General features: G+C 36.0%; 7 protein-coding genes. 6 read left to right on the plus strand and 1 reads right to left on the minus strand.

All coding sequences use genetic code 11. The features are described 5' to 3' along the window. Positions 1 to 129: 129 nt before the first annotated feature. The 3 genes from F6K15_RS29690 to F6K15_RS29700 all read left to right on the plus strand — a co-directional run bounded on the left by F6K15_RS29690 (position 130) and on the right by F6K15_RS29700 (position 3,083). Entirely contained in the window at positions 130 to 1,254 is a 1,125-nt protein-coding gene (locus F6K15_RS29690; protein ID WP_293068179.1) for a 3-oxoacyl-ACP synthase III family protein, read from the plus strand. 131 nt (positions 1,255 to 1,385) lie between these two features. After that, positions 1,386 to 2,147, plus strand: a complete 762-nt coding sequence (locus F6K15_RS29695; RefSeq protein ID WP_293068182.1) for an SDR family oxidoreductase — start codon at positions 1,386 to 1,388, stop codon at positions 2,145 to 2,147. A gap of 174 nt (positions 2,148 to 2,321) precedes the next feature. Further along, positions 2,322 to 3,083: an SDR family oxidoreductase gene (locus tag F6K15_RS29700; protein WP_293068184.1), complete on the plus strand. Its 762-nt coding sequence runs from the start codon at positions 2,322 to 2,324 to the stop codon at positions 3,081 to 3,083. A gap of 628 nt (positions 3,084 to 3,711) precedes the next feature. Here the strand turns inward: F6K15_RS29700 and F6K15_RS29705 are convergent. After that, positions 3,712 to 9,141 (minus strand): ATP-binding sensor histidine kinase, encoded by a 5,430-nt coding sequence (locus F6K15_RS29705; protein WP_293068186.1) that lies wholly within the window; start codon positions 9,139 to 9,141, stop codon positions 3,712 to 3,714. Positions 9,142 to 10,327: 1,186 nt separating this feature from the next. Here F6K15_RS29705 and F6K15_RS29710 point away from each other — a divergent pair. The 3 genes from F6K15_RS29710 to F6K15_RS29720 form a co-directional block, all read left to right on the plus strand. Then, entirely contained in the window at positions 10,328 to 11,284 is a 957-nt protein-coding gene (locus F6K15_RS29710; RefSeq protein ID WP_293068189.1) for a bestrophin family protein, read from the plus strand. 359 nt (positions 11,285 to 11,643) lie between these two features. After that, complete coding sequence (locus tag F6K15_RS29715; RefSeq protein ID WP_293068192.1) at positions 11,644 to 12,297, plus strand: cytochrome b N-terminal domain-containing protein; 654 nt, start codon at positions 11,644 to 11,646, stop codon at positions 12,295 to 12,297. 1,075 nt (positions 12,298 to 13,372) lie between these two features. Beyond that, positions 13,373 to 14,183, plus strand: an 811-nt coding sequence (locus tag F6K15_RS29720; protein WP_293068195.1) for a tetratricopeptide repeat protein, incomplete at its 3' end; no start/stop codon positions are given.

Raw genomic sequence — 14,183 nt, forward strand, 5'->3', positions numbered from 1 at the left:
GGGTTGCGCTCCCGCTTAACCCAACCTACATATTGCATTACTGCCTAAGTTTTGACAAAAATGACTGTTTTCATCTCAACAAATAGTTAAATTCGGCTTTTTTTGTAAATAAATTAGGAATAAATAACAATGAATCAATCTGTTGGTATCCGAGCACTTGCAGTTAATTTTCCAGAATATGTATTAACAAATAATTACTGGAAAAAGAACTATCCAGATTTGTTGCTTAAACTCGAACAAAAAAATAAAACTGTACGACTGTTCGACAACGACTCACAACAAAATGATCATTGGGTGCAAGCTGTTCAACCTTATCGAGAAGATATTTTTCGAGGTACTTTAGAAAGAAGAGTTTTAACTGGAGATGAAACTTCTATGACTCTTGAATGTGGAGCAATAGAAAAGGTTTTACAAGCTGCAAAACTAGATATTAACGAAGTTGACTTGCTGATTTCTTGTGCAATGTTTCCAGAAAGATTAGCCATTGGCAATGCCACTTTAATTGCTCGAGAATTAGGATTTCGAGGTACAGCTTGGAATTTGAATGCTACCTGTGGAGGCGCTTTGTTAGCATTAGAAAACGCTGTTTCTGTTATCCAAAGCCAGAAAATAGACCGGATTTTAGTGTCTGTATCATGCGATTATTCTAAGCATATAGAGTATACAAATCCATTTTCTTTTACTCTTGGAGATGGAGCTGCAGCTTTTATTGTGGAAAAAGTTCAAACAGGAGAAGGATTACTTCATTCTTATTCAACGAATACCCATGAATCTTGTGATGTAGTTTATCCAAAATTTACTGTAGATGAAAAAGGAGAAATAAAATTATTAATTGCCATTGATAAAGAAACTGTCAAATATGCCACTTCTTTATTTATTAAATATTTCCAAGAATGCTCTAGAAAAGTATTAGATAAATCAGGAATCAAAGTGGAAGATATAGATTTCTTTGTACTTTATCCACCTACTGCCGGGTACATTGACTTTTGTGCTTCAGAATTGAATATTCCTAAACACAAAACTATTGATATCTTTCCTCAGTATGGAAATATTTCTGTTACTTCAGTAATGGCTGCTTTATATCATACAGCTGAACAGAGGAAAATTAAAAAAGGTGATTTGGTGATGACCTATGCTCATGGTTTTTCAGGGGCTGCAGCTGCTCATATTATGCGTTGGGGTGATGTAGTTTTAGGATCTGTTCCTACACCATCAGAAAGTTTGATGAAGCTTACTACAAAAGTTGGAATTTAATTTCTTTTGAGAGTGAAGTTTTTGTTAAATTGTCATCCTGTGAGTTACTTCACTCTCTGAGAGAATTTAACCAATTATTTTCAACATTCCCAGATAAGTTTTATTGACAAAAATCAAAGGAGTATTTAAAGATGCCATTTTCACAAGAATTTGATGGAAAAGTTGCTTTAGTTACAGGAGGTTCATCTGGTATAGGTAGGGCAGCAGCTCTTGCTTTTGCTCAAGCTGGAGCCAAGGTTGTCATTGCCAGTAGAGGTGTTGAAGAAGGAGAGCAAGCAGCACACGAAATTTGTGCTAGAGGTAGTGATGCCATTTTTGTGAAGACTGATGTTTCTCAGGCTAACGAAGTAGAGGCATTAGTGAACAAAACTGTAGATATTTATGGCCGTTTAGACTGTGCATTCAACAATGCTGGTGTTACCAAAATGTGTTCATTAATTGATTCAGGAGAAGAAGATTGGGACTATATTGTTAACATTAATCTTAAAGGAGTATGGTTGTTGATGAAGTATGAGATAGCACAAATGCTCAAACAAGGCAGTGGTGCAATTGTAAATACGTCCTCGGTTGCGGGTACGATCGGCGTAGTCAATTTTTCTGTTTACTCAGCAAGTAAAAGTGGGGTTATAGGTATGACTAAGGCTGCAGCAGTTGAGTATGCAAAATTAGGCATCCGTATCAATGCTGTTAGCCCTGGTATTATTCAAAGTCCAATACTTGAGACATTTTCTACCAAGCAACTCAATCAGTTTTTAGAAGAGCATCCTCATCCTATAGGTCGTTTCGGTACTCCTGAAGAGGTGGGAGAAGCCGCAATGTGGCTATGTTCCGAGGGTGCTTCTTTCATGACAGGACATAACCTGATTATTGATGGAGGATATACTGCTCAATAAATTAGTATTATATCATCTTCGGATAATAGTTGTGAGCGGATTGAGTAATAAGTAGTTAGATCGAATTAATTTCATAAGTTTTGGAACCATTGAAAAAGTGTGCAAATTACTATCCGTTAGCAATCTTCATAGATTTCCAGATTTATTTACTGAAGTGAAAGGAGTATTTTAAAAATGTCATTCTCAAAAGAATTTGACGGAAAAGTTGCATTGATTACAGGTGGTACATCAGGCATAGGAAAGGCAACAGCTCTTGCTTTTGCTCAGGCTGGAGCCAAGGTCGTCATCGCTGGCAGAAGAGTTACTGAAGGAGAACAAGTAGTACAAGAAATTTGTGCCAGAGGTGGTGATGCCATTTTTGTCAAAACTGATGTTTCTGTAACTAGTGAAGTGGAAGCACTAATTAATAAAACAGTTGAATTTTACGGTCGGCTCGACTGCGCCTTTAATAATGTGGGTAATGGGTTAAACCGTCCGCTAACCGAGCATACAGAAGATGATTGGGATTATATAATCAACGCAAATCTAAAAGGTATGTGGCTTTCTCTCAAATATGAACTTCCGATAATGCTCGAACAAGGAAGTGGTTCAATTGTTAATATGTCATCTGTTGGTGGCGTTGTAACTATCATGCCTGGTATGTCTGTGTATTCTGCAGCTAAAGCAGGAATTATTGGTTTAACTAGAGCAGCAGCAATTGAATATGCTAAATCTAATATCCGAATTAATACAATTAGTCCGGGTGCTGTAAAAACTCTAGCTTTGGAAAATAATTTTACCCCTGACCAACTTACTTTTATCAACGGGTTGCATCCCTTGGGGCGAATCGGGAAACCGATGGAAGTTGCTGAAGCAGTAATTTGGTTATGCTCTGAACGCACTTCCTTCGTTACAGGACATAATCTGATCATTGATGGAGGATACACTGCTCAATAAATTAGTGTAAAAAAAACAAGAGCGAATGTTAAATGTCTTTGTGTATATTTAGATACAGCAGATCCATCAGGCTTGAGGTACAGCTATAGCGGTTAATCTGCCTCTATTGCAGGCAAGATACCAAACGGCAGAAATTCCCTTGTTAATATCTGTACTTCATATACGACCGAATCTGCTGTAAGATTTATGGCGTTGGTGAAAAGAGGTATGATATCATGTCCGGATAAGAGCGCGAACAAAAAACTTTCTCCTTATATTCCTCTTTATTCTTCTTTCTTCCCTCCTGACTCCTGACTCCTCAATAATTTAAGATTAATATCATACACTAATTCACCAATGCCAGATTTATATATTTCTCACTTCAACTAATATAGGACTTACGCATATACGCTATATATAGGTCTCAAAACTATTGTCCAATAGTACTTTTACTCTATAAATAGTGCCTTTGCGTAAGTCCTGTAATATTATGTTCGGTTAAATCTTTATTTGAGAATAGGGAATAGGGAAAAATTTTCAGCAGTCCTCTCCTTGATAAGGCGGTTAGATCGGCAATCTCTGACAAGTGAAATTGCTTTACTCAGCAACGCTGATGAGAAATGCTATTGCCAATGACGCAAGTCTCACATCATCCATCAATAGGAATTTCTATAATAAATTCCGTGCCTTGTCCCGGTTGAGAAATACACTTCAACTGTCCTCCATGTTGCTGAGTAACGATTTGGTAACTAATAAATAACCCCAGTCCGGTTCCTTTGCCGATCGCTTTAGTGGTGAAGAAGGGGTCAAATATCCGTTGACAAACGCTATCGCTCATTCCCATCCCATTGTCAGCAATGAGAATCCTTGCTGTTTGAGCATCCTGCAGCTCCGTGGTAATCCGAATTTCGGAGTAGCGCCCAATCTCCGAAGTTGTTAAAGCATCGATCGCGTTGCTGAGAATCTGTAGGAATACTTGATTTAGTTGACTGGCCCAACAGTTTACTCGAGGTAATTTTCCGTAGTTTTTGACTATGGTAATTTCTGGGCAGGAGCGATTAGCATTGAGCCGATGTTGCAAAATCATTAAAGTATTCTCTAATCCTTCGTGGATATCTACATCCTTCATATCTGATTCATCAAGGCGAGAGAAGTTCCGCAAACCCAAAATAATTTTACTAATGCGATTGCTCCCTGTTTGCATGGAATCTAACAATTTTTCTAAGTCGTCACACAAAAACTCTAGCTCAAGCTCTTCTAATTTCTCTTCTATGACTGAATTAGAACCGGAATAGTTTTGTTTGTAAAGATCGAGTATCTCAAGTAAGTCGTGGAAATATTTGCGAGCATAAGTGATATTACTAGAGATAAACGTAATAGGGTTATTAATTTCGTGGGCAATTCCTCCTACCATTTGTCCCAAAGCAGACATTTTTTCCGTTTGGATCAATTGAGTTTGAGTTTGTTGCAATTTAAGCAGGGTTTGCTGTAAGTCTTGGTTTTTCTCCTGAAGTGCTTGAGTTCTGTGTTTGACTTGGGCTTCCAGATTGGAGTTATATTCTTCTAGATTCTGGTAAAGTCTGGCGTTTTCAATGGATATCGCAGCTTGAGTCATAAGTAGATGAAGGACTTTTATGCGGTCTGGAGTAAATGCTCCTGTAGCGAGGCTGTTTTCTAGGAGCAGGAGAGCAAGAAATTTGCCTTGCTTGACGATCGGAGTACACAAGAGGCTTTTTGGCTGGTGTTCTAGCAGGTATGGATCTCCAGCGAAGGTAGTTTCTGTTTCAAGCTCATTGATGAGTACGGTTTGTTGAGTCTGTTTGACAGTGTTGATCACAGTATGGGGTAAATCGGTAGTCTGGTCGAGAGATGTGATGCATGAATTATAGTCGCCACTCAGGCATTGAATAGGAATTTCCCAATTACCAGAGTTATTTAAAACTAAAGTTCCTTTGTTCGCTCCAGCATTTTCCATGAGAATGTGCATCAATTTATCAAGTAAGCTATTTAGTTCGATTTCCTCTGAGATAGTTTGGGAGGCTTTAATAATAGTAAAAAAGTCGAGATTTTTGCTAGTTTTGCTAGTGATTGAGGATATAGTTTTTGTGATGTCAATTTTTGTAATTTCTGGTGTTTGGCTGCGAATAATTAGGTTGGGGTGGTGTTCTTCTAAGTCTTTGATTTTGGCAGTCGCACCCCAATTAATATAGCAGTAATAGGCTTCCGTCATGTAGGCTTTGGCTACTTTTTCTCTGCCAAGAGACAGATAAAATTCTGCCGCTCGTTCGTTGGCGATCGCTTCTTCATGGATGTAACCGTTTTCTGAGGCTCCAGAAATTGCTTTTTCGTAGTAGGTTGCTGCTATTTCATTTTCACCTAAAACTCTGGCTGTTTCTGCTTCTACTAGATCGTATTTGTGTTGGAAGTTCATGGGGGCGTGCTTTGCCCAAATTTTCATTTGTTTTTGGTTAGACTTGACTTTTTTGAGGTATTGTTTTTGTTCTTTTGGGGAGATGTTGGGGTAATTTGCGAGTAGTGCAAGGGAATAGTAGAAGTTGTATTGAGCAAAGTAAATTGTACCTTTCATAGTATTTTGATACTTTTCGGCAAATTGAGCAATTTTAGTTGCTTGTACAATGTCTTGAAATATATAACAAATCATCAATTTCATGAGATTGATTATTAAGATTCCCGCCTGATTATTAGCTTTGATGAAACCCTCTGTATAATCTTCATCAAGCTTATTACAAATACCTGATTCTCGCTCCTTTAAATCGCTCAAAATATATTTTACACAATCATTCCATGCACTAGCAAAACGTATATAATAATCTTTTTTACTGCTAATAATTATAGTTAGATAGTCTTTTTGAATACTCGCGATTTCTTCTAAGTTTTTACCTCTAAATAATATATTTGAACAATAAGTTATAGCACATTCACAAGCATACTGAATATCTCCATTCACAAATCCATCTTGAAAACCTTCTATTAAGTCTAATTCTGTTTCTTTTATATGTTTTTTCCAAATTTTAACAAATACATTAAACAGCATATAAACTTTGGCTTTATATTCTCTTGCATTATATTTATTTAATAATTCTATAGATAAAACTCCGAATTTATATCCGGTCTCAAAATCTCCTATGGCCGAACATAAAATAATGCTATAACTTCCAAATCCATAAGCAGATAGAGGTGAATTTCCATGTTTTAAACATAGAGACACCATTCTAAATATTAGTAATGGGAACAGGTTAGGATTAACTCCAAAAGCAACAGGAATAGCAGAAATTGTTATTTTTATCGCTGCTAACTTGTAGGGGTCATTCATTACTGGCAAATTAGCCAAATCATCGACCGAGTAACGACTCAGAGAAAATTTTATGTATAAATATTCTTTAATTATCGTTAATTTACTAATTTTTTTTGGGAAGGTAAGTTTAAATTTTTTCAATACCTTCAAAGAGGTATCAAGCGCTTGTTGACTTTGGTTTTGAGAGGTATGAAATTCTATTAATAATTCATAAACTTTGACTTGCTCAAGTAATTTTGTAGTTCTGGCAAATATAAATTCTGACAATTGTTGCGCCCGTTCAAAATTAGTGTTGAGATATTCAGCTTCTAGTGTTTCTACATAGAGTTCTCTTGTCAATTCATAATGACTCTCCCAACTATTTGTAGGTAACAACTCTAACCCCACATTTAAATATCTACCTGCCGCTTCATAAGCTGTAGCTCCCTTGGCTTTTTTTCCTGCCCATAAATTTAATTTTAGCAACCCTTCTTTTAACTCTATTTCTGTGATTAAATCACGCCCTATATTCAACTGATTTACAATATCAAATATGTTCTCTTCTATTTGCTCAGAAGGCAGACTTTTCCACAATGACTTACCGATTTTTAGATGGATTTTTTTTCGATTTTCCTCAGGAATAAGTGAATATGCTGCTTGCTGCACTCTGTCATGCAAAAAACGATAACTTACCCTAGATTCATCAAATAATAACTCCCCAGAGTTGTCGTTTTCGGAAAATAATAAGGGAATTTTATAATCCTGAGAGAGTGGTAATATTAAACCTGTTTGTAAAGCACTCCATAAATCTTGTGCTGTCTGAGTCGCAGATTTTTCGTTAACAACTGCTAATACATCTAAACTAAATTTATTACCAATACAAGCCGCTAGTTTTAAAACTTTTTGGGTAGTTGTTGATAGTTTCCCAATATTCCTAGCAACTAATTCTACTACTCCTAAATCTGCTATTCCAAAACTTTGAATCTGCTCAATATCCCACATCCAACATCCAACTGTAAAATCAAATGTTAATAATTTGTCTGTATACAATGTTTTGAGGAGTTGAGTTAAGAAAAACGGATTACCTTGAGTTTTACTGTATAGTAGGTCTGATAATTGAGTGACCCGCTCATTAGTGGTAGTAGCTTCTTCTGATAATGTTTCTGCTACTAATTGTCTGATGTAATTGATTTTTAGAGGTTCTAATATGATTTGATTAACTGTTGTGCTAGTTTTTTGGATTTTTTCTATGGTTTGGATGGTCGGATGTACTGGGTTAACTTCGTTGTCTCGATAAGCTCCGATAAATAATAAGTGTTGGGTTTCGCTGTCCGTCATTAACTGTTCTATCAGGTTTAATGATGCTAGATCTGCCCACTGTAAGTCATCGAGAAATAAAACTAATGGATGTTCTGGTTGAGCAAAGACACGGACAAATTTTCCGAATAGTTGATTGAAACGGTTTTGTGATTCAGTGGCTCCTAACTGGGCTACTTTTCCTTGTTTACCGATGATTAATTCTAATTCTGGGATGACATCAATGATGATTTGACTATTTTCTCCTAATGCAGTTAATAGTTTCTGCTTCCATTCGCTAACTTTTAGTGTAGTTTCTGCAAGTAACTGGCGGATTAGCTGTTGAAAAGCTTGGCTGATAGCAGCATAAGGAATATCCCGTTTGAATTGATCGAATTTGCCACCAATGAAATAGCCTCTGGCTTTAACTATGGGTTTATGTACTTCGTTAACAACTTTGGTTTTACCGATACCGGAATAACCTGTAACTAGAATAAGTTCTTTATTGCATTGACTGATGTTATCATCATCCGTATTACTGACGCGACCAAAAGCTTCTAAGAGGAGACGGACTTCTGTTTTCCTACCATAGAGCTTTTGGGGGATACTAAATTGACCTTTTTTGTCCTTTTTCCCTGGAGTAAAAGCTTGAATTCTGTTAATGGTTTCTAGTTTACTCAAGCAATATTCAAAGTCTGCTTTTAATCCGAGGGCGCTTTGATAGCGGTCTTCAGCATTTTTTGATAGCAGTTTCATCACTATTAAGGATATAGCAATGGGAATTTCTGGGTTAATTTGGTGTGGGGAGATAGGGGTTTTAGCTATGTGTGAGTGGATGATTTCCATTGGGTCATTGCTATAGAAGGGAAGCTGTTTAGTAAGAATTTGATAGAAAGTGACACCCAAGGAATAGAAGTCACTGCGATAGTCTATATTGCGGTTCATGCGTCCAGTTTGTTCTGGAGATATATAAGCTAGAGTGCCTTCTATATAATTTGGGTTGATGATGGTCTGAGTTTCTGTTTCTAGACGGGTGGCAATGCTGAAGTCTATGATTTTTGTTTTTTGTGTGGTAGGATGGATCAGGATGTTGTGGGGCTTAATATCTTTGTGGATGATTTGTTGTTGATGTATTTTATCTAGGGTGTCACTAAGTTGGAAGGCTATGTTGAGAAATTGGGAAATTGCGATCGATGAGTCTGTTATATGTTGTTTGAGAGATACGGAATTGAAGTATTCGAGGATCAGGATGAGGCGATATTCCTGGTGGATCAGGTCTATGGATTTGACAACTCCTTCAACGTTGAGGTTTTTGAGGATATTGTATTCATGTCTAATGCGCGCAATTTCTTCTGGAGCAGGGTATTCAGAGATTTGCGTCTTGAGGACAACTAGAGTATGATCGGACTGGCGTAATGCCCTATATATTATACTGTTGCTGCCTTGGTATAAGGTTTGTAAATTTGAATAGCCAGGAGTATTTAACATAGTTTTTATTTTTTGAAGATTGTCCAGCAGGAGTATTAAAAGGTAGGGAAAAAAAAAGAGTGAATTATGCCTAGTAGTATAGTACCTAAAAAGTACGAAGATTAACTTTTATTAATTTTATTTCATCAACTTACTCATCGTCAAGAAAAATAAACTCATACAGTTTCACGGAAGTTATAAGTCAAAACTCAAAACTCAAAAGTCAAATTTTATCACCTCCAAACTTTGACGCTACAGTAATTTCAGGAAATTATTTAACATTTAAAGGAGCGAAACTATTTGTGACATCTTTAAAGTGAATTGGTATCAGGTGGAGAAATATTGAGAAAAAAAGAGTCAAGAGTGAAATACGCAGAAAATTTTGTATCTACTAGACCAGAAATACCATTTTAGTCGTCAGTAATTATATCGTTGTATGTTAAATATTAATACTTTGAAAAAACATATAGAACCCCCGATCTTATCTTCATAAATTTAGCAAGGAGTCAGGAGACAGGAGACAGGAGACAGGAGGCAAGAGGGAAGGAAGAAGAAGAACTGGATTTGAAGGAGAAAGTTTTTGATCACGCTCTTATCCGGACATGATATTACAAAATCCTAAAACAATTACAAATCAAAAATGACTTTTAACTTTTGACTTCCGCGTAGCGGCACTAATATCATGTCCGGTTGAATACTTATAATTAAGATAGTAGGAGAGTAGGGGAGTGGGGGAGTAGGGAAAATAGAAAGATTTACTGTTAAAGCACTTATGATAAGTTTTTTCATCACCAAAAAATAAGGTCTGAAGCCTCCCCTTGGCTGCGCCGCGAGCTACCGCTCTACAAGGGGATGAAAAAGCGGTCGTTTGCGGAGCATTCCGTAGGATGGGATGGCGAGGTTTCCTCGCCATATCCAATCGACTAAGAGAAAATCAAGTTCAATATTTCAAGCCTCTGACTTTCCTGCGGAGTGCTGCGCAAACGGGCAGAGAGAGGTACTGATAACTGATAACTGATAACTGATAACTGAAATGACGCTCTTATCCGGACATGATATAACTACTTCTTCAAGGCTTAATTGACTGGAATTGATATAATCCAAGAGTTATCATTTTTGAAGTCTCCCTTTATCTGATAGAAAAACGAGAGTAAGATGATTTCGATGCCTATGAATGCACAGATTATTTCAATCTGTCTAAATTAATATGTTTACAAACAGGGTGATAGATGGTCGCTATCGGGAAAAGCGAGAATGGTTGACGGTTATTCTACAAATGCGATATTCGGTCATTCCGGCTATTATTTTTCGGGTGACATTCTGCGGATTTTTTGGTTGTTTGATTTCTTTACTTAACTATTTTAATTTTCCTGTAACTTTGCCTGCGAAAAGTAGTATTGTTCCTAGTTTAGTCTTGGGTTTACTATTAGTTTTTAGAACAAATACTGCTTATGAAAGATTCTGGCAAGGTCGGCAATTGTGGGGAAAAATTGTGAATACAGTTCGTAATTTTGCCCGACAAATTTGGGTTTCGGTTGAAGAAAATGAACCAGCAGATAGAAAAGTAAAAGAGGAAATAATGAGGTTGTTAGTAGCTTTTGCTATCGCTGGCAAATTATATTTGCGTGGCCAGAGTGTCAATAGGGAATTAGAGGGATATATGCCTCAACAGTGGTATAAAAAGCTAAAAACTATGAATCATCCTCCTATTCATATTGCTTTTTGGATTAGTGATTATCTCCAAAATGAATATGAACGTGGTTGCATTAATCCTTATCAACTTACTGCTATGTTTAAGTTGTTAGATAGAATGGTTGAAGCATTAACTGGTTGTGAGGGAATTTTAAATACACCAATTCCTTTAGCTTATTCCATTCATCTGAGACAATTATTGTTAATTTATTGTTTATCATTGCCATTTCAAATAGTTAATGAATTTCATTTTTGGACTGGTATTGTAGTTGGCTTAATCAGTTTTACAGTATTTGGAATTGAAGAAATTGCTTTAGAAATAGAAAATCCTTTTGGTTACGATCCTAATGATTTACCTTTGGATGATATTTGCTATACAATGCAGCGTAATATTGAAGATTTAATTACTTTAGCACCTAGTGTTAGACATTGGAAGTGTACAGCAGTTAATTCAGAAATGCATCATTTTTAACTAGTGGTCTGTCAAGATAAAAATGACGGGTATTTCAAAATTGAAAAGCTGATCGATCAAAATTTTTGAGAGTTGATTATTCGTCAAAATTATTGGTTATATGTGTAATATTATACGGATTTAATTTTTGTTTTGTGGTAATCACGATCGCTATTCATTATGTTTCATAATTTTGCCTAAATTGCAACAAAAGAAAAAGTTATGTTAAGATTTATATAATCTAGTCACAGATAGAGTTAATAGGGCTCTAAATCCAGAGTGGCTGAGGACTTTATCTGTCTCTATTTTGCAGACATGGCTTTAATGCTATATCTGCTCATTTTAATATCCGCAATAATTTATAGACTTTCACTCATCAAATGATTAACAATATTAATTCGACCTTGAGTTTACGAAGATTAGCTACAATTGTAGCTGTCTCAATTTTGACATTAACTCTAATATCTGCCTTGTCTGGAGCATTGCTAGCGTTTAATTATCAACCCACCGCTGGTGGTGCTTACAAATCTCTAGAAATGATTACCAGTGAAATTCCTTTCGGATGGATAATTCGAGATTTACACAATTATGCTGGTAACAGTATCATTATACTCGGCTTAATTCAAATAGTAATTATGTTTTTAAGTCGGCAGTTTCGCTCTAGTTGGTTGATTGCTTGGATTAGTGGGATTTTCCTTGTTTTAGTCGCAATTGGTTTGGGTTGGACAGCAATGATTCTTGACTGGTCTCAAGAAGGTTTTTGGAGATTTTCCATAGAATTATCTACTGTAGAAACTATCCCTTTCATTGGTTCTTTACTAAGATATATTTTAACGGGTGGTAATGGTATTAGTACTATGACTGTATTGCGTCAGTACAGCTTACATAGTTATTTTTTACCTATACCAGCGATCGCTTTAGCATTTACTCATTTAGGTGGATTGATTTGGCAGTCAGCTCAAGACAACAAAAATCAATTAGATAATAATGAACAGCAGGAAACAGAAAAAGGTTTCAATGCTTCAGTATCATAGATAAAATTAGCACAAATCTATTCCCTAAAAAAATAGTAATTTCATCTATTTATATTCATCTCTTCGGATTGACTTTTGGAGAGATTTTTCTTTTGGAATATAAATTGCTGGCTGCTTTGAGATAATACCAAGCGTGATAAATATTTGCTACATTTTCGCATTGCGGGGGAGTAGGGGAGTGGGGGAGTGAACCTACCCGCGGACCCCGACCGTGGAGGGGAAGTAAAGATCAGAATAATTAACAAGAAATAGCGTGTTAATTATCAAAAAAGTTCCATAGGTCTGTATTAATTACTTAATAATTGAAGTACAACTTAAGTTAAGCATTCTTTTTTCAAATTGGTATTATACTAAGCGTGATAAATATTTGCTACAAATAAATAGGTTATTTCTCAGTAGTCAGGAGTCATAATAAATAGCTTTGATACCATTTATTAGGTCTAAACTTATCTTTTGAGTCCAAGTAAAATTTCTGATAAAGTCTTTTATTTCCCTTATTATTCGCAACATTATTTTCCCAAATTGGTCTAACAGCCAATAGTGGGAAAAACCTTTCTTCATTTTAAGATTTATCATCAATCTCTTTCCTAAACCACCCTTTCTTTGCTATATAATTAGTCCTACTTTGAAAACTTGTAGATGAAAACCTTCGCTCAAAAAGAGAGTTTAATATAATTGTTTTCCTTCTGTTAATTTTGAATAATTTATATCAAGTCCGGATAATTAATGATGAAAAAACTTATCCTCCTTACACAGGGCAAATCTCTCTATTCTCCCCTTTCCCCGCTCCCTCTCTTGGTGCGCTACCAGGTGCGTCTTTGGCACACCGCAGGGTCGCACCGCTAATCCCTTATTTATAAGTATTCAACCGGACATGATATTACTATGCCCCTAATTTTTATTTGTTCAAAGTAAAATATTATTATACTATTAATCATAGTATAAGTATTATAAAACATCGGAAAAAGTTTGGCCAATATATGAATTTTTTTGACATTGATAAAAAATATTGAACATAGATGATTTACTATATGGTAAAGGATAAAAAATTGATTGAAAAAATTTAGTAAACAAGATGGAAAATAATCAAATTGATATCGCAGTTATTTATGAGCAGGCACTAGCTCGTTACCAATGGGGAGATTATTATGGGGCGATCGCTGATTACACGACAGTTATAGAGATTGAATCAAATAATGCAGAGCTTTACTACAATAGAGGTATTGCCAAGCATCAAATAGAAGATTATCAAGGTGCAATTTTTGATTATACCGAAGCGATTAAAATTAATCCTAGTAATAGCGATTTTTATAATAATCGCGGTTTAGCTATTTCTCAAATAGGATATCATCAGAAAGCGATCGCTGATTTGACACAAGCACTCCAACTTAGTCCTAATGATGCTGATGGTTATTACAATAGAGGTTTTGTGTATGAAGCAATAGCAGACTATGAAAAAGCTATTACTGATTACACAGAAGCACTAAAAATAAATCCTGATTATGATGAAGCTAATCAAAAGCGAGAGTATCTGCTTTCTCTGATAGAGAAACAGTCCGCAGCAGTAGCAGAAGAAACAACAGCAGAAGCACAACAGACTGAGATTGAGACGGAGAAATCTCCAGATGTATCTGTTGAGGAAAGTTTACCACAAAAACCAAAAAATGATGTGGAGATGGAAAAATCTCCTAATTCAGCTAAATCTCCGATTGGGAGCGTGTTACATCGCTATTTGCAGAGAGGTCGATCAGTAGAGAAGACTTTACCGCAGAAACCAAAAAATGATGTGGAGATGGAAAAATCTCCAGATGTATCTGTGGAGGAAACAATCCCAGAAACCGCACCGAGTCAGATGGAGATGGAAAAATCTCCAGATGTATCTGTGG

It is taken from the genome of Okeania sp. SIO2B3, assembly GCF_010672525.1.
GTDB lineage: Bacteria > Cyanobacteriota > Cyanobacteriia > Cyanobacteriales > Microcoleaceae > Okeania.

What these genes read in the sequence shown, in the direction of transcription:
- F6K15_RS29690 (WP_293068179.1), top strand. Translation starts at nt 130, where the DNA reads ATGAATCAATCTGTTGGTATCCGAGCACTTGCAGTTAATTTTCCAGAA.
- F6K15_RS29695 (WP_293068182.1), top strand. Translation starts at nt 1,386, where the DNA reads ATGCCATTTTCACAAGAATTTGATGGAAAAGTTGCTTTAGTTACAGGA.
- F6K15_RS29700 (WP_293068184.1), top strand. Translation starts at nt 2,322, where the DNA reads ATGTCATTCTCAAAAGAATTTGACGGAAAAGTTGCATTGATTACAGGT.
- F6K15_RS29705 (WP_293068186.1), bottom strand. Translation starts at nt 9,141, where the DNA reads ATGTTAAATACTCCTGGCTATTCAAATTTACAAACCTTATACCAAGGC.
- F6K15_RS29710 (WP_293068189.1), top strand. Translation starts at nt 10,328, where the DNA reads ATGTTTACAAACAGGGTGATAGATGGTCGCTATCGGGAAAAGCGAGAA.
- F6K15_RS29715 (WP_293068192.1), top strand. Translation starts at nt 11,644, where the DNA reads ATGATTAACAATATTAATTCGACCTTGAGTTTACGAAGATTAGCTACA.